Here is an 18,491-nt window from a genome sequence, read left to right on the forward strand (position 1 = left end):
GCCATCGATGGCGGCTCCGACCAGAGCGTGGCATGAAGTCAGTACGCAAGGGCCGCAGTCTGCTGCTGGTCCTCGGAAGCGCCGTCTTGCTGGGAGGCTTGGCGGCGCTGGTGATCAGCGGCTTCGTCGAGGGACGCGAGGACGCGGCCCTGGAGGCGGAGCGTGAGGAGCCGATCAAACCGCCGCTGCGGGTAACGCTGCCGGAGCGCGGCGAGCCGGTCATCACCCTTGATGACGAGGCGCAGCATGCCATCGGCTTGCAGATGGCCGCGTTGCAGCCCGGGAAATATCAGGACCAGATCCGCGCCTACGGAACCGTCCTCGACCTCGCCACCCTCACCACCCTCAACACCAACTACGTCGCCGCCGTCTCGCAGCTCAACACGGCACGCGCCCGGCTTGCCGCCTCGCAGCCCGCCTTCCAGCGTGCCCAAGCGCTCTATGCCAAGAACATCGGCAATCTCGTGCAGGTGCAGACGACGGAGGCAGCGCTCATCGCCGACCGCGCCGCGGTCGAGGCAGCCGAGTCTCAGGTTCGCACGCTGCGCGCCACCGGCCTGCAGGAGTGGGGCCCGGTGATCGGCAATTCAATGGTCACCGGCGGGGGTCTCATTACGCGCCTGATCGAGCGCACGGAATTTCTTCTGCAAATCACCCTGCCGCCCGGCGTGCACATCGAGCAAGTCCCGCCCGAAGCCGCCGTCGAGGTCGGCGACAGCTTCCGCCGGGCCTCGTTGCGCTACATCTCGCCGGCAACGCGCGCCGATCCGCGCATCCAGGGCCTGAGCTATTTCTACGCCGCGGGCGCCAATAGCGGTGTGCTGCCGGGCATGAATGTGCGGGCCTTCCTGGCCAACGGCGCGCCGGTCGACGGCATCGTCATTCCCTCCTCGGCGGTGGTGTGGTGGGCGGGGCGCGCCTGGGTCTATCGCCGCCTCGGCGCAGATACATTCAGCCGCCTCGCCATCCCCACCGATATGCCGGCCGAGAAGGACGGCGGATTCGTGGTCCCGGCCACGATCCTCGACGGCGCGCAGGTCGTCACGGCGGGCGCACAGATGCTGCTCTCGGAAGAGTTCCGGTCGCAGATCCAGGTCGGCGGGGACGACTGATGCCGGCACCCAGAGCCGCTCCCGAGCACCACCGGGGCCTGCAGGCCGCCGTCATCCGTTTCGCCGTCCGCTTTCGCGGCGTCGTCGTCGCCCTCGCCTTCCTGCTGTTCGGCTACGGCGCCATCTCGCTCACGCAGGCGAAATACGACGTCTTCCCCGAGTTTGCCCCGCCGCAGGTCAGCATCCAGGCGGAGGCGCCGGGCCTCACCGCCGAGCAGGTCGAGGTGCTCGTCGCGCAGCCGATAGAGAATGCGGTCAACGGCGTGCCGGGCGTCGAGTCGTTGCGCTCGGTTTCGATCCAGGGCCTCTCCGTCATCACCATCATCTTCCAGGCCCACAGCGACATCTATCGCGACCGTCAGGTCGTCTCCGAGCGCCTTGCCGAGGCGGCCCAGGAGCTGCCGCAGAACATCCCGCCGCCCACCATCACCCCACTGACGTCGTCTTCGAGCACCGTGCTGGTGATCGGTCTCACCTCCAAGACTCGCTCGCTGATGGACGTGCGCGCGCTCGCCGACTGGACGCTGCGCCAGCGGCTGCTGGCGGTTCCGGGTGTGGCCAAGGTGGCGGTATTCGGCAGCGAGATACGCTCGCTGCAGGTGCAGATCCGCCCCGATCAGCTGCTGCGCTTCAATCTGTCCATCAATGATGTCCTGGAGGCCGCCCGCAAGTCGACGGCGATTACCGGTGCCGGTTTCATCGAGACCGCCAACCAGCGCATCGTTTTTCAGTCGGAAGGTCAGTCGATCGATCCGGCCGAGCTCGCGCGCACTGTCGTCACCAGCGTCAACGGCTCCAGCGTTCTTTTGAAGGATGTCGCTGACGTTCTCAACGCCCCCGAGCCGCCCATCGGCGGCGCCAACATCATGGGCGAGCCGGGCGTGGTTCTGCTGGTATCGGGACAGCTCGGCGCCAACACCATCGACGTAACGGACGGCGTCGAGAAGGTGCTCGCCACCTTGCGGCCGTCGATCGAGAAGGAAGGCGTCGAGATGCGCGCCGACCTTTTTCGCCCTGCGGACTTCATCGCCATTTCCACCCGCAACGTCCAGTACTCGCTGGTGCTCGGCGGCATCCTCGTCATCGTGGTGCTGTTCCTCTTCCTCTATGACCTGCGCACGGCGACCATCTCGTCCGTGGCCATCCCGCTGTCGCTGCTGGCCGCCGTCGTTGTCCTTAATGCGCTCGGGGCAACGCTCAACGCCATGACCCTGGGGGGTCTCGCCATCGCCATCGGCGAGGTGGTGGACGACGCCGTGATCGACGTCGAGAACATCTCCCGTCGCCTGCGCGAGAACCGGCGCAGCGCCAACCCGCTGCCCATCGGGCAGGTCATCGTCAACGCTTCGCTCGAGGTGCGCGGCTCCGTCGTCTACGCCACCTTCGCCGTCATCCTCGTCTTTCTTCCCGTCGTGATGCTACCCGGCCTCGCCGGGCGCTTCTTCGCGCCGCTCGGCCTCGCCTACGTCCTCGCCATCCTCGCTTCCCTCGCGGTGGCCATGATCGTGACGCCGGCGCTGTGCATGCTGCTGTTTCCCAAGAACCCCAAGCAGGCCGGCGCAGAGGTGAGCGATCCGCCCGTCACCCGCTGGCTGCGCGGGCACTACGAGACGATGCTGCGCAAGATCGTCGCCCACCCGCGTATCACGCTTACCGCGGCGCTGATGATCACGCTGGCAGGCTGCGCGGCCGTACCGTTTTTTGGCGCCGGCTTCCTGCCCGAGCTCAAGGAGGGACACTTCACGCTGCACATGGCGGCAGTTCCCGGGACGTCGATCGCCGAATCCCAGCGCATCGGTGCCCTCGTCACGGACGCGCTCGTGAAGCTGCCCTTCGTGCGCGTTGTCTCGCAGCGCATCGGACGCGCCGAGCAGGCCGACGACACCTGGGGCACGCACTACAGTGAGTTCGAGGTCGACCTGCAGCGGGGATTGACCGGCGCCCAGTCGGAGGAGGCGCAAATCGAGATGCGCAAGGTGCTGGCGGGCTTCCCGGGGGTCAATTTTGCCTTGAAGCCGTTTCTCACCGAGCGGGTCGAGGAATCCCTCTCCGGCTACACCGCGTCGGTGATCGTCAACATCTACGGCAACGACCTCAACGTGCTCGACGAGACGGCGCAACAGGTCGCCCAGGAGTTGAACGCCATCGACGGGGCCACCGAGGTGCAGCTGCAGTCGCCGCCCGGGCTGCCGCAGCTCACCATCCGCCCGCGTAAGGCCGACCTCGAACGCTGGGGTCTCGACACCGTCGAGGTGCTCAACGTGCTGCGCACGGCCTACCAGGGCGACATCGTCGGCCAGACCTACGAGGGCAGCCGCGTTTTCAACGTCATCGCCATCCTCGACAAGGCGACGCGCGAGAATGTCGCCAACGTCGCCGACCTGCCGATCCGCACCCGCAACGGCAATTTCGTGCTCTTGAAGCAGATCGCCGACGTGTTCCAGATCGCCGGACGCTACCAGGTCGACCACCTGGGCGGACAGCGCCTGCAGGCGGTGACCGCCAACGTCATCGGCCGCGATGTCGCATCCTTCGTCGCCGAGGCCGAGGAGACGCTGAACCGCAAGCTGCAGCTCCCCGCCGGTGTGCATTTTGAGTTTGCCGGCTCCGCGCAGGCACAGGCGCAGGCGCAGCGCGATCTGATCATGAACTCGGCCGTCGCCGGGCTCGGCATCCTCATCCTGCTGATCGTCGTCACGGGGAGCACGCGCAACGTGCTGCTCGTGCTCGCCAACATGCCGTTCGCCATGGTCGGCGGCGTGCTCGCCGTGTTTGCCACCGGCGGCGTGCTCACCATCGGGTCGATGGTCGGTTTCGTCACGCTGTTCGGCATCACGCTCAGAAACTCGATCATGATGATCTCGCATTACGAGCACATGGTCAGTGAGGAAGGCGCAAGGTGGGGCCCCGAGACCGCCGTTGCCGGCGCCGGCGACCGTCTGGCACCGATCCTCATGACGTCGATCGTGACGGCGCTCGGCCTGTTGCCGCTGGCCATCGGCATGAACGAGCCGGGGCGCGAGATCGAGGGACCGATGGCGCTCGTCATCGTCGGCGGGCTAGCCAGCTCGATGGCGCTCAACCTGTTGATGCTGCCGACGCTCTCGCTGCAGTTCGGCAAGTTCGGCGGCAACGATGCCGAGCTCGCGCCGCCGACCGCATCGGCGACGCCCGACCGCCTCGCGGCCGAATAGGAACGCCTACTCCGCCGCCATGCGCACCGCGTGCGGCTTCTGGAACAGGCGCTGGCGCACCAAGTCGATGTGCAGCCGCAGATGGTAGAACTGATCGGAGAAATTGAGCGGGTAGCGGATGCGCCGCACGCCGGCATCGATGCGCTCGATCTCCGCCTGATAGGCCGCTAGCTCGCCTTGCACCGTCGGGTGGTCGAGGTTTTTCTCCAGAGCCTTCAGCTGCCGGTACCAGTAGAGCAGCCGCCGGCGCACGCTCCAGGAATAGACGCTCGGCAGCACGCGCAAAAGCGGCAGCAGAATGACCAGCGAGGGGATCAGCAGGAGCACCGTCTGCGCGCCGTGATCGGCGATGAACGCCGTCACCGAGTAGGGAAAGCCTGCCTCCCTTACCGCCGGGGCGATCGAGCGCAGCGCCACCGGGAGCTCGCCGGTCTTGTAGAGAAGCCGCGTCTCCTCCGAGACCCGGTACTCCGGATCAGAAATATGCGGGAACGTGCCGGGCCGGTGGAACAGCACCGGATCACCGGCCTTATCGAACGCCGAGCGCGGATTGTTCAGCACCGCATGCGATAAGAGGTTGATCAGCGACGGCTCGAGGCCTGCACGCACCACCAGCGCCGTGCTCGTTGCTAAGAGCGTGATGTCGTCCGGCGGCGTCAGCGGCTCGAACTCCACCGCGCCGCGGTTGAGCATCACCTTCGTCAGGGAGGGAAACCGATTGGCGTAGGCATCCGCCTCGAGCGCGAAGTTCAGCAGCCGGATGCCCTGCACGTGCAGCAGGCTCTGAATGGTGTCGGAGTCCGCCGGCTGGATGAGGAATGCCGCCTCCGCCTCGCCGGCGAGCAATTGTCTACCGTCAGGAGCAAGCTCCTCCCGGACCATGAGTGGGTTGTCCTTCGAGAATTCCACCCCATTCGCCCTGAGAAGTTGCGCGGCGATGCGGCGCGTACCGCTTTCGCGCGTGCCGGTGAGGACGCGCTTGCCCTTGAGATCACGCAGGCTCTGGCCGGCGAAATCGGAGCGCACGAAGACCCAGATCGGCTCGTAGAACAGCCGCCCGACCGAGCGCAGCTTGCCGAGCTCTTTGCTGTGCCACTCCTGCGCTTTGGAGCGCGCCAGGCGCCCCTGCATGCTACCGACGAGCCCGCCCTTGATGAAGGCGGCGTCGAACTCCGGCGGCTCGGCGACGAGGCCCTTCAGCGTCTTGAAGCCCTCGACGGCGGGGCGCATCACGAGCTCGACGCCGTAAGGCTCCAGCGCCTTCTGGTAGGCGAGCCCGAGCTCCTGGTAGTGGCTGAGGCCGCCGGTCGCGAGCACGATCTTGCCTTCGGAGCCCTTCTGCCCCGAGAGGGCGTAGTAGCCAGCCGACAGGGCGCCGATGACGACAAGGGCGATGAACGTGAGAGCCTTGGGCAGGTTCGACATGACCCCCTCGCGCAGATATCCCGAGCCGGATTTCTACCAGCTTAGACGCCCAATGAGCTCATTGTTCGGTGGCAACTCGGTGGCGACGGGGCAATTGCGCAACACCTGGCGCGCCCTCCGCGCCCAGAAGCGGGGGCGACGGCGCCTGCGCCGGATAGGACGTAGGGAGAAAAATTGTGGATGGTGGAGGGGGCTGGATTCGAACCAGCGTAGGCGAAGCCAACGGATTTACAGTCCGTCCCCTTTAGCCACTCGGGCACCCCTCCTCACACCAGATTTCATTCTAAGGCGCGGGGGCCTTAAATGAAATCGCCCCGCGCAAGGGGCGGCAGGGCGGACGCTTTATCCGCACCGGCCCCTTGGATGTCAAATGGAAAAGCGGCAGGATGCGCGCCCCTGCTCCGAGCCCCATCCCATGCACCCCAAATCTCCCCGCCGCCCGCGCGGCCAGCGCCCGCCGCACCGCCGCGACCACGCACACGTTCACGCTGCGCATACCACGCGTGCCTTCGATGAGGGCCGCGTGCAGCTTTACGGGGTTCACGCGGTGGAGGCGGCGCTGCGCAACGAGGCGCGCAAGGTCCTGCGCCTGTTGATGACTGAAAACGCCGAGCACCGTCTCGCCGAGGCGGTGGCCGGCCGCCAGGCGGCCCCCGAGCGCGTCAGCCCGCGCGATCTCGACCGCCTGCTCGGGCCGGACACCGTGCACCAGGGCGTCTTGCTGGAGACCGAGCCGCTCGAAGAGCCGGACATCGCCGAGCTCGCCGCGCGTGCCGATGCCGGCCCGCTGGTCGTCCTCGACCAGGTGACCGATCCGCACAACGTCGGGGCCATCCTGCGCTCCGCCGCCGTGTTCGGCGCCCAGGGTCTCGTCATGACGCGCCGGCACAGCCCGCCGCTCGACGGCGCGCTGGCAAAGTCCGCCTCCGGCGCGCTCGAGCTCGTCCCCGTCGCGCTGGTACAGAACCTCGCCCGCGCCATCGCCGAGTTGAAGCAGCACCACTGCGTGACGCTCGGTCTCGACGGGGGCGCCGAGCATCGCATCGAGGACGAGCCGCTCACCGGTCGCATCGCGCTCGTCCTCGGCGCCGAGGGCAAGGGTCTGCGCGAGCTGACGCGGCAAAGCTGCGAGCGCCTGGTGCGCATCGCCACCACGGGGCCGATCGGCAGCCTCAACGTGTCGAACGCGGCGGCGATCAGCCTGCATCACGCCGCCTGGAAGCGCACCCAGCGCTGAGCGCTGCGCGCAAAGCATGAAGGCGGCCGGTGAGCCGCCGGCCGCCTTCGAAACACGAACACCCGATCTGCCGTCAGTCGCAGATCAGCGGGCGATGACACACGTAATCGCCACCGCGGCACACGTAGTCGCCGTAGCGGTTTTCGAAGCAACGCCGGTTCTCCCAATGGCAGCGGCGCGGGCCGCGGTAGCATTCCGGCTCGTAGTCGTCGTAGTAGTAGCCGCGTCCGCGCGCGCTCGCGGCGGCGCCCAGAATACCCAAGCCGATGATGCCGGCGGCAACGCCCGCGGCGATGCCGCGGCCGCGTCCGGCCTCTGCCTCCTGCACGGTCGCGCTGGCCAGTCCCAGGGCCAGCACAAGCGCCATCAGCGGATGCAGGATCTTCCTGATCATGCAACGTCTCCCATCTCTGCCGCTGTCGGGCGGCTCACGCATCGCGAGAGGGGAACGCGGCAAATCGATTGCCCGTTCCTCTCCCTGATGCAAAGCCTCGCCACATGAACGTGGCCTGAACGCGGACCAAATCAGGGCGGCATTGCGGCCACTTACTTCAAGTACGCCTCACCGCAACACCCGGGCGCGGGAGCCGCAACCGGATAGGCGGTGACGACCGGCGCATAGGCACGGCGCGGCGCCCAGAAGCGGCGCGCGTATTGACCATACGGCCGGTAGTAGCGGCCATAGTAGCCGTACGGCATGTAGGGGTAGGCGCCCGGATAGGGAGCGAGCGTCGCCCAGTAATAGACGTTCGAATAGCGCGGATAGTAGATGAAGTGGCTGACGGGCGCGGGCCCGCAGAAGCCCCCCCGCGGCGCCCGGCACCATTCGGCTTCGGCGGGGGCGGAGGCAGCGAAGCCGACCGTGACGGCGACGCTGATGACGGCGAACAAAGTGCGAAGACGCATGCGCAAACCCTCACTGGCAAGACTGACGCAACTTCCTTCACCTTGTCAGGATATGGATAATGAAGACCTAACCGCCGCCCCGCGGCGGTGCAGGCAAGGCGCGGTGGCGCTTCTGGCGGTCGATGGGCGACCGCGATATAAGGCTCGCCCCAGCGCCAAGCCGGCTTAGCTCAGTTGGTAGAGCACCTGATTTGTAATCAGGGGGTCACAGGTTCAAGTCCTGTAGCCGGCACCAATGATTTCAGTTACTTGGGCGCATTCTTCACCTCTGCCGCCGGGCGTCATTGGCATTCCATTGGCACAAAATCCAGGTGCTAGGACGAGGCGCGGCGAGCCAATTCGAAGCGTGCGCGATTTGCGTTCCTCCGTCCTAGTGTGAGCGCCGCGATCGCGTCCTCAAGAGCGTCGATGAAACCCGCCAGCTCCCGCATTCTCATCTCGCGACGCGCGGTTTGCGCTGAGTCTTCTGTCTCGGCCCTCGCGCGCACCAAGCCGCCATGCTCGTCGTAGGCGGCCAGGCAGTCGGCCTCGAGGCGCGCGAGGAGCTCAGCCGCGCCGGCGGCCGCATCATGATCGCGCGGCGCATTCCCCTGCGAGGTGGTGCGCTCAGTGATCACTCCGGGGCATGACTCGAAGAAGCCGCGCAGGCCGAGGTCATCGCTGCCGCTCTTGTCGAGGAGGTAATCGCGCAACGCTGCGGCCGCGCGGCCGAGCTCGCCGGGCACTGCACGCGCCTCCAACGTCGACGCATCTGCCAGCTGGGCGGGTAGGCGAGGATTGCGGTGGTCGCGGGTAAGCGGCGGGTCGAGGTAGTCGTGCTCAGTCACCGCAGCGCGGTCGGCATGCACTGTGGCAATGATCGCGGCCTCAAGGCTGGTCGTCGGGCGGAAGTGCATCAGCACGGTCTCCATGGCCCGGATCCGCTCTAGGAGATCATCGCCTGATGCCTCGATGTGGCTACTCTCCGCAAAATCATCGCCGATGCTTTCCATCGTCCGGTCGTACGCGTCGAGCTCGAACCACAGTCGCCGCAGTTGGGCGGCGATCAACATAATCATACTCATGTTCACTCCACTCGAATGCCACTTCAGAAGCCGGCCTCACGCGAGCCGGCGCCGTCACGTCAGAACACGTTGCCCAACAGCCGCACGCCTTGCCCAGCCAGGTCGTTGAGATTGTCGATATAGCGCGTCGTCGTGCTCGGGTTTGCATGCCCAGCGAAGGCCTGCGCCATAGCCACGTTGCCGTTGCTGCGTTGGATGAGCTCGGTAATGGCACCGTGGCGCAGACCGTGTGGCCGGACGCGCACCCCGATCTTGCGGCCGCGTGCCTCAAGCATCCGATAGATTGAGTCGCCCGACATCGCAGCGCCGCGCTTCCGGTTGGTGGCGACCACGAAGAGCGCCTCGATGTCAGGCGCGGCCATTGTCGGCCGCACGGAGAGCCAGGCGCCCAGCGCGTTGACCGTCGATTGGCTGATCGCGAGCCACTCGGCCTCGTCAGAGCCCTTGCGACGGACGCGGATCCGCGCGGCGGCGAGATCGACGTCGGCGACAACGAGCCCCGCGACTTCGGCCCGCCGCAGCCCGCGCTGGGCCATCAGCAGCACGATGGCGCGGTCGCGCCGGTCGACAGGGCCGCGGCCGGCGTCGATCGCCTCAAGGAGCCGTGACGTCTTGGCGAGACCTGGGCCCTTGGTGTCGCGGTAAGCGCGCACCTTCAGAGATTTCACGGGGAGATCACCGGGGCCGACCTCCGCCTTCGCCGCTTCCTTCAGTGCCGCGTTGATGGCCGAGATGGCACGGTTGATGGTCGCCGGCGCGCGCCCCTGCCCCTTGAGGTGTGTTTGATATCGCTCGAGCGTGTGAAGGGCGAGCGCGCGCGGCATGGACAAGAGCTGCGCGAGCCCAGCGCCGAGACTTGCCTCGCCGAGCCAAGTCGCGAAGCGATGGAGGTCGCCGGCATACGCCGCGCCGGTATTCGGACGCGCATGCTTGAGCCAGAACGCAATGCGCTCATGCACGGACGGCACGGCAACCGTCGTACTCGTCGACGCGGCCTGCAATGTGATCAGCGCCGCCATGGGTATCACTCCTTGTTGCGCTTCATGCGCTTCAGGACTGGCCCCGCATAGTCGGTGATGAAGGCCACGATCGCGTCCTGCATGCTCGTGCCGTTCTCGATGGTGGCGACCTTGAATGCGGTGCGAACCTCTTCATCAAGATGCACGAGAATCGACACTTTGCCCTCTCGGCTTGGCGCTTTGTAACCCGGCTTCGGGCCCATATCGTCGTACTCCACGCCGCTCAATTGCTCCACGGACATGGTTCTAGGCCTCCCTAGCTAGCTCGTCTAGTTGACTGTCTATGCTTAGTAGGCTAGCATACTAAGCATGTCAAGGATTACCTGACAGGGTGCCGTGACGCATCAGCGCCACGCCTAGGCACCGTTCAGATGCCTAAGCAGTGGCGGTTGACTAGGCGGCCCGGATGAGTCGGGGCCATAAGGCCGAGAGGAGAGCCGCGATGATCGTCATCGGGATGTTGAACTCGAAGGGTGGTGTCGGCAAAACGACTCTGACGGCCGCGTGCGCCGTGCAAGCGGCAACGACCAATGCAGTTTGCGTCGTCGACCTCGACAGCCAGGGCAGCTACTCCGACTGGTACGCCAGGCGCGGTTCGCCGGACAACCCGGCGCTGCTCACGGGTGAGGACCGGGCCAGCGAGGCTGTCGAGGCGGTGGGGCTAACGAGCCCTTACGAGTACGTTTTCCTCGACGGCCCGCCTGGCTCGCTGATCGTCACCGAGGATGCGGTGCGTTCTTCGACGCTTGTCGTCATCCCCGTTCGGGCGAGCGGGCTCGACCTGATGGCATCGCAGGACTGTATCTCGCTCTGCCAAGAGGCCGGCACGCCATGCCTCGTGGTCATCAACGGGAAGACGCAGCACGACGGCAAACTCGTCGAGCAGGCGCGCCAAGTGCTTGCGGCATGGAAGGTGCCGGTTGCCGAGACCGTGATCGCGCACCGGGTCCAGTACGTCAACGCCATCGCCACCGGCAAGACCGGCCCAGAGAAGGACCGCAAGGCCGCCGAGGAAATCGAGGCGCTGTGGCGTGAGATCAAGGCTGCGGCGCGCAAGGCCGCAAAGGCGAGGGCCAGCGCATGAGCGAGGAGGTCGACAACTGGGTCGCCATGTTCACCGCCCAGCCGGCCGCGCGCAACGAGGCCAGGAAGCTGCGCGAGAAGGCAGAGCGGCGATCGCAGCTCACCGAGGCCCAGCGCCTGCGGAAGGTCGCGGTGCGTACCGCGCAAATCGGCTTTAGGTGCTCTCCGTCGTTCTTCGCCGACGTGCACGGCATCAAGAGCCATCTCGCGGAGCAGCGCGGCTGTGCCGTGAGTGTCGCCGACGTGCTCGAGGAAGCGCTCGATATGCTGAAGCGCCGGCATGACTACAAGGGAAAGCCAATCGCATGAACCGCATTGCGCAGGCACTTGCCGCTGCCGTGGGCGTCGGGATCCTCGGCTGCGTCACGAACTCGGCGATCTTCAACACCGGCGGTTATTCAACGACCACCGCGCCGATGTTGATCGCGCTCTCGTGCGGCCTGGCGATCGGCGCAGCTGTGACCGGCATCGCCTGGCGCCATCGGCGGCGCACATTGGCGATCCTGCTTGTCATCGCGCTGGGCGCCGGCGAGGCCTATGCGCTGCTAATGACCGCCGAACGGACACTAACAAACCGCGAGGGCCAGCAGGCACCCCTTCGCGATGCGATGGAGAAGCGCGCCAAGGCCAGCGCTGCGGTAGTGGAGGCCCAGCGCAGCCTCGATGCCATCGGCGATACACCGCGTCTCGCGGCCGCCAAGGGGGCCAAAGCTACGGCCGATCGCGCCGCGATCGAGAAGGCGGCCGAGGATGGTTGCCGGCAACACTGCCGCGCCCTGCTCGAACAGCAGGTGAATACGGCCGCGGCCGAGGTCGAGGCGGCACGGCGCGAGGTTGCCGACGACCGGAAGGCAGCCGAGCAGCGCCTAGGAGCCGCCAGCGCTGCACTCGCTGGGATCCCGATACCCGCCTCGCCGACGCCGCTTGCGGACCGCCTCAGTGTCGAGGCTTGGTGGATCGATCTTCTCGCGGCTGGGCTTGCCTCGATCGCAGCGAACGGCCTGGCGGCGAGCCTCATCGCCTTCGCGACGCACCGTAGCACGCCCCCAGCGCCGACGACCACGACGACGACCGCGAAGGCGCAGATCCCATTGATCGCCAGCATCCCGCCGCCGCCGAGCGAGCCCGACCTTGCGCCGCCACCGCGCCAAGCCGCCGACGAGGCCGACCTGTTCGCGCGCACCATGTTCCGACCGGCCCCAAAGGGCCGCGTGCGCGTGCGTGACATCCGCACCGCTTATCACAACTGGTGCGCAGATCTTGATCGCGCTCCGCTGCCTGACGCGGAGATCGGAACGGCCCTGATGGTGCTGTTCACGCGCGTTGGACTGGCCTGCGAAACTTCGCGCGGTGATGCTGAGATCGTGGGCATGGCGTGGACGGCGAACCGGCCTACCGGTGATGTCGTCACGCCGGCGACGGGCTTCATCGACAGCACGCCAGCGCGGTGCGTTGTCGATGGCACTGCGGGTAGCAGGCTCAACGCAGCGCTGGGCCACAGACGCCGCCGGCTAGGCCCAATGGTGACGGTCGGCAAGACGGGCTAGGCGAGTTCGCGCACCTAGCGCAGGGGGTTGTCGAAACAGAGGGGAAATAGCGTCACTCGCGTCATAGCGTCATTGGGCGGTCCCTGAGTAGCACCAACGCATCGGGGAAATAGCGTCACTCGCGTCACTCGCCTCACCGGCTCGCCGCCGCTCTCGGAATAGGTTTTCTTGCATCGCTGCGACTCAGCATGATGGCCAAGGTGATTCGCTGCATGCGGCGATGACATCTCAGGCGCGCAGCCTTGGCCCACGAGCGCCCAGCACCCGCGCCGTTCATCAGAACAACGGAGGCAGTCATGGCGACGAAGACGACCACACCGGTTCCGGTGGTGACGGGCAACACAGCGGGGCTCAGCAAGACGTTCTCGCTCGCTGTACCCATTCACGACGACGCCGGAAAAACATGGACGCAGATCACACTCATCGAACCCGAGCTTCGGCACCGCGTCCTTGTCCAGAGGGCAAAATCAGCGAACCTCGCCGAGCAAACGGCGCGTATGCTTTCTGTCCTCTCTGACGTTCCCGAGACCGCGATCCGACGCATGAAGCAGCGCGATGCCCGCGCGTGCAACCGGTGGATTGAAGAGATCGTGCGGAGTGGCATCGAGGCCGACGTGCTTGCGGAAGCATCCGGCGACGTCGACAACCCGTTCTCGGACCCAAGAACGTTCGATCTCATGGCCCCGGTGGCTACGGACGCGCAGGTGCTCACCACCATCATGGTCAGGGAGCCCGACATCGAGACTGGCATTGCGATCGAGCGCATGGACCTCGAGGGCGAGAAGACGGCGGCACTGATCGCCGCGTGCTCTGGCCTGGTCATCCCGCTCGTCATGCGGTTGCGCCTGCGCGACGTTGCTCGCCTCGAAAGATATTTCGATTTTTTCTTCGAGGATGGCGCAACAGCGCCGCCGGATCGGGCGAGCGCAAACGGGGCAACGCCGGCTGGCGCGATGTTGCCCTCGCCTTGACCAAGGCGCTCAATTCGCCGCTTGGCGAAGTTCATAGGATCACACTCTCCGAAGCCGCCGAGTGGATGGTTGCGATACGGCGTAACGCTGACAACCAGGCCGAGGACACAAAGGCATGGCGACCCTAACCTCCCGACTCGTCATCAGCTTGTCTGATCGCGTCTCAGGACCGGCGCGCGGCATCACAAGCTCCCTGCGCTCGATGCACCGAGCGGCCACTGCGATGCCGCTCGTCTATGCCGGCCGCCAGGCCAGCCGCGCTGGTCAGCACTTTTTGCGAGCTGGTGCTTCGGCACTGACGGCGGGCTATGCATTTCGGTCCGTCGTCGAGCCTACGCGCGAGTTCAACGAGGCGATTTGGGGTACGACGGCGGCCCTCATGGGCAACACCAAGGCTATCAAGCCAGCTCAGAAGCAGGCCGAGGAGATGCGGCAGACAGCCATCGACCTTTCAAAGAAGTACGGGGTCATGCCGGAGTTGTTCGCGAAGGCTGGCATGGAGGCCACGAAGATGGGCCTCAACTACAAGAAGGCGACCTCCGTCATGGAGGCATCCGGCAAGGTGTGGATTTCCGACAAAGACGTAGACCCGTCGGCGATGGCAAAATCGCTCGGGACTTATGGCATCGTCTACGGCGCGCCGGAAGACGATGATGCATACCGCGCGCAAGTAAACGCATGGGCATCGATTCTCGCGCTGGCGGGCGCGAAAACGCGCACGTCCGCCTCCGCCCTTGAGGAGGGCATGCGCAACTACATGGGCGTTCACGGTGCATTCGGCGGTCGCTTCGAGGACGCCGTCGCGATGATCGCCATGGGCAGTCAGGTCGCCTTAATGGAGAAGGAGACCGGCACCTCGCTCAAGACGCTGACTACGCGCTTTCTGCGCATGACGCCGGAAGGACGTGCAGCGATGGCTGGCGCTGGGATCGACATCAACAAGTTCATGGATTTCTCGGCGGTCAACCCCTTGCGGGCAACTGGACAGCTTGTTCAGCTATTCCCCGGCCAGCTCAAGAAGGGTGCTCGCGGCAACATCCTGAAGAGCCTCGAAAAGGCGGAGCGCGATGGCCGGCTCAAGGATCCGGCCATCATCGGCGAAGTGCTCGAGCTCCTAGAGAAGCAGGGGCTCAAGTTCGCCGGCGCCGAGGACCGCGACATCGCCCTATCCAAGATCGCTGCCGTCATGCACGGCGCCGGTGGGAAGTTCGATCCGCTCGCACTATTCGCTGAGGTCTCGAAAGCGGTAAAAGAGGGGCGCGCCGGCCCTGGCATTCTCGGCCTCATCGGCGAGCCCAGGCGTCTGCACCAGTACCTCGCCATAAACAGCGTCCTCGAGGATACGCTCGCGCTGCGCGACGAGTTGCTCAGCGACCAAGGCAAGTTTCTCGAACTCGTCGCGCTGGGCTACAGCGAAAGCGATGCCGGCCGGATCGTTGCGATGGAGGCGGCATGGCGCCGCTTCTATCTCGCCCTCTTGAGGAGCGGCGGGATGCAAGCCGCGGTCGGCAATCTCGAGTGGTTTGCCAATTGGCTCGCCGATTCGCCGAAGTGGGCGAAGAGCGCCATCGGAAGTCTGTTGGCCCTCGGCGCAGTGGCGGTGCCGCTCGGATTTGCGCTTCGCGGGCTCGGCAACATTGCCAAAGCGGGGTACGGCCTCGGGGCGGCCGGGCTGGGCCTATTTATGGGCCGCGGCGCTGGCGCTGCGTCTTCTCGCATGATCGCAGGAATGAGCGCTTTCGGATCGCGAGCATCGCGGCTCGGCCGCGCGGCGAGCTTCGCCGCCCGGGGCTTGCGCACACTCACGGTCGCCGGCCTGGCGTTCGGCGCGGCGGCAATCGTCTACGAGAACTGGCAACCGCTCGAGGACTTCCTCAATGGCTTGGGGCTGAAGGTTGGTCACGTCGCCGACGAATGGGACCGATTGAACAAGGCGGTCAGTGGCGGCGATTGGAGGGACATCGCGCAGTGGCTAGGCGGCACTGATCAGAACGGCAACGTGAAGGATGGCTGGGGCGCGCTCGGTTGGCTCTTCGGCGGAGGGTTCCACGACCTTTTGTTCCCGGCGGCCAAAGGCGCTGACGCTAGATCACCCGCGAGCACCATCGACCATGCCGGCGGCGCAGTTGCGCAAGGCCAGATCGGCTCGCCGTCGCAGGTCACCACCGATGTTCAGGGCCTCCCGGCTACGGCGCAGGCGGCGGTCACGCAGGTCCGCTCCATCCTCGCCGGCTTGGATGCGCGTGCTGAGGGGCGCCGCTTCATTCAATCGTTTGCTGCCGGGATCGCCGACGGCGCGCCGGCCGCCGCGGCAGCTGCGCGCGCCGCCGGCAGCCAGGTGGAGAGCGCCATTCGAGGCGCGTATTCGGACGCAGGACGCTGACCATCGGCACGGAAGGATAGCGAGGGAACTATGACTAACGACGAACTGAAGACGGCGATGGAGCACGGCATCACCAGCATAGCCGAGCAAATGCGCACCCTGCTTGAAGCGAAGGCAGCGGAGCTGTTCGACATCGTCGAGGCACAGGGCCATTTGCTAGTCGCCACTATCGACCTGCTCATCGACAAAGGGGTGTTGAGTCGCACTGAGATTTTTGAGCACCTTGAGCGGACGACTCGCGACGCGCCTGTGGCGCAGCAACGCCTTTTGGCGATCGTGCAGCAGAAGCTCGCCTCAGGTCGGCATTGAGATTTGCACGCCTGACACCAGCGGGTCGGCATTCCGCGGGACGACCAAGAAAGCCAACCTCGCACACCCGGCCTGATGGCAGTGCCACTGGCGGGGCCTCGATGCCATGTGCCGTCACCATTGGACCGAGCGGGCGCCGGGCCCCATCGAGTAGGTAGGGGCGGCGGTCGGGGGCTAGCTCAACGAGCATGCGGCCTGCGACGCAACGGAGGCACGCACCGCCGCCCTATTGGCGCTGGCGCAGCGAGCGCTCGTCACGCATCCGCATTGGCGCCGCTCCTCGTACACCTCAGCGCAGACAACATCCACGACGCAGACTTCTCGCTGCTGCAGCGGGCAGCGATCTTTTCGCAGCTGACGAGAATAGCGGCCGCCCAACGAATGGGCAAAGCGATGTAACGCTCGCCTTGACACTTAGTAATGAATGCCAATACTTAGGGGCCGCCGCAAACCTGCATCCGGTCCATGATCAAGAGCTTCCGTAGCAAAGCCTTGGAGCGGTTCTGGTGGAAGGGCGAGGCGCGCCGCGTCGATCAGCGCCATACTGCCAAGCTCAGACGCCAGCTCGGCCTTTTGGACGTCGCAAAAGTGCCCGAGGCCATGGACGTGCCGGGTTGGCGGTTTCATCGCCTCGGCGGCGACAAGGCCGGGCGCTACGCGGTGTGGGTCGACCAGAATTGGCGACTGACCTTCGCTTGGTCGAACGAAGGCCCCGACGCGGTCGATGTCGATTATGAGGACTACCACTAGAAGGCAAAACACCATGGGCAGGCGACACGCATCGATTGAACCCGTGCACCCCGGCGAGATCCTGCGCGAGGATGTGTTCCCAGCGCTGAAGATGACGAAACCGGCCCTGGCATCGGCGCTGGGCATCAGCCGGCAGACGCTGCACGAGCTGTTCACCCTGAAGCGTGGCGTCACGCCGGAAATGGCTCTGCGCCTTGAGGCAGTCGTCGGCTCGACGGCGGAGGCTTGGCTGGCGTTGCAGGCCGAGCGTGATCTCTGGGAAACGCGCAAGAAGTGGAAGAGCAAAGGGTTGCGACGTCTCAAGGCGGCCTAACTGCAACCGGCTGAGCGCGGGATCGATGGGGGTAAGGTGGGTCGGATGCGTGCCGTGTTGCGGCTCATTGTACTCGGCGTTGGCTTGACAGCAGCTACGGCTGCCGTCGGTCAGGCGCCGAACTCACCGGAGCGAGTCGAGTGGCGCTTGGCGGGACTGACGGGCGTGACGGTTAGGGTTCGGCTTAGCGAAGCCAGCAAGAGGTGCGACCTGCAGGAGGGGCCGCTCACGAGCGCCGTGCTGCTCCCGATACGCGCCTACACCAAGCTCGCCGACAATGACCAAAGCGAACTCGAGATCTCGGTTTCATCGGCAGAGAGCGATCAAGGCTGGTGCGTGCACGCCCTCACTGCTCAACTGACGACACCGATACTTGTGAGGCTGCCCTATCAGGCCGAGGAAACCCAGCGGCGTGTTCTTCTTTGGTCGCACTATGTTGTCGCGGCCGCTCAAGTTCGAGAGCCATCCTACGTTGCCGATACGGCTGAGGCGATCGGCAAGCAGTTCGCTATGGCCTGGCAGGAAAGCAACGCGACGCCTGTCACCGGCAAGATCGTCGAAGATCCGTTCAAGAAGGCGATGCAGGGCCGCTAGGCGCGTGCTCCCAGCGCCAGGGGCAAACCTCGAGTTGCACACTGCTGTTGATAAGATGCCGGATCGGCGACGCCGCTCGATGCCACCGTTTTGCGCCGCGCCTGCCCGCCCACGACGTGAACACGGTCGAGTGCGGGCTAGTCCCGCGGATAGGGGCGGCATGCCCGCTGGTGATCGAACGTGGAAAGTGATTAGACTGCCCGCGAAGGAAGTCGGCGCATGGTGGAGCAGCGATGGGGGACTTGAAGGATTTCTATGCTCGTCTCCTCGAGGACCTCGACTTGCGGTTCTCGAGCATCGACCACCAGATCGCCGACATCCGTCACGTCATGGCGCAGCACACCAAGCGGTTCACCGTCATCGAGGACAAGCTCGCTGCCCTCGATGAGAAGCTCGCCGCCATCGCCGAGGGACGGTCGAGTGCGGGCTAGTCCCGTAAAGTCTCATTATCGGGACTAGAACGCACCGGATTGAGATTCCCCGTCACGTTGTAATGCTCAACGCAGCGCTGGGCCGCAGAGCCGGCCTAGACGGCGACGAATGTCGAGCACAGCTCACCCACGTCGGACAGCATGCGCCCGCCA

The 18,491-nt window shown here is 65.7% G+C and carries 19 protein-coding genes and 2 tRNA genes; 14 read left to right on the forward strand and 7 right to left on the reverse strand.

What is annotated here, in order from left to right; all coding sequences use genetic code 11:
- Positions 1-32 precede the first annotated feature (32 nt).
- Positions 33-1,112, forward strand: a complete 1,080-nt coding sequence (locus tag F9K20_RS05650; protein ID WP_290998376.1) for a hypothetical protein — start codon at positions 33-35, stop codon at positions 1,110-1,112.
- Positions 1,112-4,306: an efflux RND transporter permease subunit gene (locus tag F9K20_RS05655; protein ID WP_290998378.1), complete on the forward strand. Its 3,195-nt coding sequence runs from the start codon at positions 1,112-1,114 to the stop codon at positions 4,304-4,306. Before F9K20_RS05650 ends, F9K20_RS05655 begins: the two co-directional genes overlap by 1 nt.
- A gap of 6 nt (positions 4,307-4,312) precedes the next feature.
- On the opposite strand, the gene F9K20_RS05660 is transcribed toward F9K20_RS05655, so the two are convergent.
- Both F9K20_RS05660 and F9K20_RS05665 read right to left on the reverse strand, forming a co-directional pair.
- Entirely contained in the window at positions 4,313-5,731 is a 1,419-nt protein-coding gene (locus F9K20_RS05660) for a TAXI family TRAP transporter solute-binding subunit (protein WP_290998381.1), read from the reverse strand.
- 181 nt (positions 5,732-5,912) lie between these two features.
- Positions 5,913-5,997 (reverse strand) — tRNA-Tyr (locus F9K20_RS05665).
- Positions 5,998-6,101: 104 nt separating this feature from the next.
- Here F9K20_RS05665 and rlmB point away from each other — a divergent pair.
- A complete protein-coding gene (gene rlmB, locus F9K20_RS05670; protein WP_290998384.1) occupies positions 6,102-6,968 on the forward strand; it encodes a 23S rRNA (guanosine(2251)-2'-O)-methyltransferase RlmB in 867 nt (288 codons plus the stop codon).
- 73 nt (positions 6,969-7,041) lie between these two features.
- Here the strand turns inward: rlmB and F9K20_RS05675 are convergent, their stop codons facing one another.
- Both F9K20_RS05675 and F9K20_RS05680 read right to left on the reverse strand, forming a co-directional pair.
- On the reverse strand, positions 7,042-7,362 hold the full coding sequence (locus F9K20_RS05675; protein WP_290998387.1) for a hypothetical protein: 321 nt from the start codon (positions 7,360-7,362) through the stop codon (positions 7,042-7,044).
- 152 nt (positions 7,363-7,514) lie between these two features.
- Entirely contained in the window at positions 7,515-7,874 is a 360-nt protein-coding gene (locus F9K20_RS05680) for a hypothetical protein (protein WP_290998390.1), read from the reverse strand.
- A gap of 159 nt (positions 7,875-8,033) precedes the next feature.
- Between F9K20_RS05680 and F9K20_RS05685 the strand changes: the two genes are divergently transcribed.
- A tRNA-Thr gene (locus F9K20_RS05685) sits at positions 8,034-8,109 on the forward strand.
- 79 nt (positions 8,110-8,188) lie between these two features.
- On the opposite strand, the gene F9K20_RS05690 is transcribed toward F9K20_RS05685, so the two are convergent.
- The 3 genes from F9K20_RS05690 to F9K20_RS05700 form a co-directional block, all read right to left on the reverse strand.
- Positions 8,189-8,926 carry a hypothetical protein gene (locus tag F9K20_RS05690; RefSeq protein WP_290998393.1) on the reverse strand — a complete coding sequence of 246 codons (738 nt, stop codon included), beginning with the start codon at positions 8,924-8,926 and terminating at the stop codon, positions 8,189-8,191.
- A 71-nt stretch (positions 8,927-8,997) separates the two neighbouring features.
- Positions 8,998-9,957: a tyrosine recombinase XerC gene (xerC, locus tag F9K20_RS05695; RefSeq protein ID WP_290998396.1), complete on the reverse strand. Its 960-nt coding sequence runs from the start codon at positions 9,955-9,957 to the stop codon at positions 8,998-9,000.
- Between the two features lie 5 nt (positions 9,958-9,962).
- Positions 9,963-10,199 carry a plasmid partition protein ParG gene (locus tag F9K20_RS05700; RefSeq protein WP_290998398.1) on the reverse strand — a complete coding sequence of 79 codons (237 nt, stop codon included), beginning with the start codon at positions 10,197-10,199 and terminating at the stop codon, positions 9,963-9,965.
- Positions 10,200-10,399: 200 nt separating this feature from the next.
- Here F9K20_RS05700 and F9K20_RS05705 point away from each other — a divergent pair, with 200 nt between their 5' ends.
- The 10 genes from F9K20_RS05705 to F9K20_RS05750 all read left to right on the forward strand — a co-directional run bounded on the left by F9K20_RS05705 (position 10,400) and on the right by F9K20_RS05750 (position 18,338).
- Positions 10,400-11,041: a ParA family protein gene (locus F9K20_RS05705; RefSeq protein WP_290998401.1), complete on the forward strand. Its 642-nt coding sequence runs from the start codon at positions 10,400-10,402 to the stop codon at positions 11,039-11,041.
- A complete protein-coding gene (locus F9K20_RS05710) occupies positions 11,038-11,349 on the forward strand; it encodes a hypothetical protein (RefSeq protein ID WP_290998404.1) in 312 nt (103 codons plus the stop codon). Before F9K20_RS05705 ends, F9K20_RS05710 begins: the two co-directional genes overlap by 4 nt.
- On the forward strand, positions 11,346-12,587 hold the full coding sequence (locus F9K20_RS05715; protein WP_290998407.1) for a hypothetical protein: 1,242 nt from the start codon (positions 11,346-11,348) through the stop codon (positions 12,585-12,587). Before F9K20_RS05710 ends, F9K20_RS05715 begins: the two co-directional genes overlap by 4 nt.
- Positions 12,588-12,883: 296 nt before the next feature.
- Positions 12,884-13,558: a phage tail assembly protein gene (locus F9K20_RS05720; protein WP_290998410.1), complete on the forward strand. Its 675-nt coding sequence runs from the start codon at positions 12,884-12,886 to the stop codon at positions 13,556-13,558.
- A 115-nt stretch (positions 13,559-13,673) separates the two neighbouring features.
- On the forward strand, positions 13,674-15,941 hold the full coding sequence (locus F9K20_RS05725; RefSeq protein WP_290998413.1) for a phage tail tape measure protein: 2,268 nt from the start codon (positions 13,674-13,676) through the stop codon (positions 15,939-15,941).
- Between the two features lie 30 nt (positions 15,942-15,971).
- Positions 15,972-16,250: a hypothetical protein gene (locus F9K20_RS05730; RefSeq protein WP_290998417.1), complete on the forward strand. Its 279-nt coding sequence runs from the start codon at positions 15,972-15,974 to the stop codon at positions 16,248-16,250.
- Positions 16,251-16,715: 465 nt separating this feature from the next.
- Positions 16,716-17,000 carry a type II toxin-antitoxin system RelE/ParE family toxin gene (locus F9K20_RS05735; protein WP_290998420.1) on the forward strand — a complete coding sequence of 95 codons (285 nt, stop codon included), beginning with the start codon at positions 16,716-16,718 and terminating at the stop codon, positions 16,998-17,000.
- A gap of 13 nt (positions 17,001-17,013) precedes the next feature.
- Positions 17,014-17,313 (forward strand): HigA family addiction module antitoxin, encoded by a 300-nt coding sequence (locus F9K20_RS05740; protein ID WP_290998422.1) that lies wholly within the window; start codon positions 17,014-17,016, stop codon positions 17,311-17,313.
- Between the two features lie 45 nt (positions 17,314-17,358).
- On the forward strand, positions 17,359-17,907 hold the full coding sequence (locus tag F9K20_RS05745; RefSeq protein WP_290998424.1) for a hypothetical protein: 549 nt from the start codon (positions 17,359-17,361) through the stop codon (positions 17,905-17,907).
- A gap of 233 nt (positions 17,908-18,140) precedes the next feature.
- The gene (locus F9K20_RS05750; protein ID WP_290998426.1) at positions 18,141-18,338 is read left to right on the forward strand and encodes a hypothetical protein; all 198 of its coding nucleotides are present in this window, start codon (positions 18,141-18,143) and stop codon (positions 18,336-18,338) included.
- Positions 18,339-18,491 lie beyond the last annotated feature (153 nt).

The organism is Hyphomicrobium sp. (assembly GCF_009026145.1).
GTDB lineage: Bacteria > Pseudomonadota > Alphaproteobacteria > Rhizobiales > Hyphomicrobiaceae > Hyphomicrobium_A.

What these genes read in the sequence shown, in the direction of transcription:
- F9K20_RS05650 (WP_290998376.1), top strand. Translation starts at nt 33, where the DNA reads ATGAAGTCAGTACGCAAGGGCCGCAGTCTGCTGCTGGTCCTCGGAAGC.
- F9K20_RS05655 (WP_290998378.1), top strand. Translation starts at nt 1,112, where the DNA reads ATGCCGGCACCCAGAGCCGCTCCCGAGCACCACCGGGGCCTGCAGGCC.
- F9K20_RS05660 (WP_290998381.1), bottom strand. Translation starts at nt 5,731, where the DNA reads ATGTCGAACCTGCCCAAGGCTCTCACGTTCATCGCCCTTGTCGTCATC.
- rlmB (WP_290998384.1), top strand. Translation starts at nt 6,102, where the DNA reads ATGGAAAAGCGGCAGGATGCGCGCCCCTGCTCCGAGCCCCATCCCATG.
- F9K20_RS05675 (WP_290998387.1), bottom strand. Translation starts at nt 7,362, where the DNA reads ATGATCAGGAAGATCCTGCATCCGCTGATGGCGCTTGTGCTGGCCCTG.
- F9K20_RS05680 (WP_290998390.1), bottom strand. Translation starts at nt 7,874, where the DNA reads ATGCGTCTTCGCACTTTGTTCGCCGTCATCAGCGTCGCCGTCACGGTC.
- F9K20_RS05690 (WP_290998393.1), bottom strand. Translation starts at nt 8,926, where the DNA reads ATGTTGATCGCCGCCCAACTGCGGCGACTGTGGTTCGAGCTCGACGCG.
- xerC (WP_290998396.1), bottom strand. Translation starts at nt 9,957, where the DNA reads ATGGCGGCGCTGATCACATTGCAGGCCGCGTCGACGAGTACGACGGTT.
- F9K20_RS05700 (WP_290998398.1), bottom strand. Translation starts at nt 10,199, where the DNA reads ATGTCCGTGGAGCAATTGAGCGGCGTGGAGTACGACGATATGGGCCCG.
- F9K20_RS05705 (WP_290998401.1), top strand. Translation starts at nt 10,400, where the DNA reads ATGATCGTCATCGGGATGTTGAACTCGAAGGGTGGTGTCGGCAAAACG.
- F9K20_RS05710 (WP_290998404.1), top strand. Translation starts at nt 11,038, where the DNA reads ATGAGCGAGGAGGTCGACAACTGGGTCGCCATGTTCACCGCCCAGCCG.
- F9K20_RS05715 (WP_290998407.1), top strand. Translation starts at nt 11,346, where the DNA reads ATGAACCGCATTGCGCAGGCACTTGCCGCTGCCGTGGGCGTCGGGATC.
- F9K20_RS05720 (WP_290998410.1), top strand. Translation starts at nt 12,884, where the DNA reads ATGGCGACGAAGACGACCACACCGGTTCCGGTGGTGACGGGCAACACA.
- F9K20_RS05725 (WP_290998413.1), top strand. Translation starts at nt 13,674, where the DNA reads ATGGCGACCCTAACCTCCCGACTCGTCATCAGCTTGTCTGATCGCGTC.
- F9K20_RS05730 (WP_290998417.1), top strand. Translation starts at nt 15,972, where the DNA reads ATGACTAACGACGAACTGAAGACGGCGATGGAGCACGGCATCACCAGC.
- F9K20_RS05735 (WP_290998420.1), top strand. Translation starts at nt 16,716, where the DNA reads ATGATCAAGAGCTTCCGTAGCAAAGCCTTGGAGCGGTTCTGGTGGAAG.
- F9K20_RS05740 (WP_290998422.1), top strand. Translation starts at nt 17,014, where the DNA reads ATGGGCAGGCGACACGCATCGATTGAACCCGTGCACCCCGGCGAGATC.
- F9K20_RS05745 (WP_290998424.1), top strand. Translation starts at nt 17,359, where the DNA reads ATGCGTGCCGTGTTGCGGCTCATTGTACTCGGCGTTGGCTTGACAGCA.
- F9K20_RS05750 (WP_290998426.1), top strand. Translation starts at nt 18,141, where the DNA reads ATGGGGGACTTGAAGGATTTCTATGCTCGTCTCCTCGAGGACCTCGAC.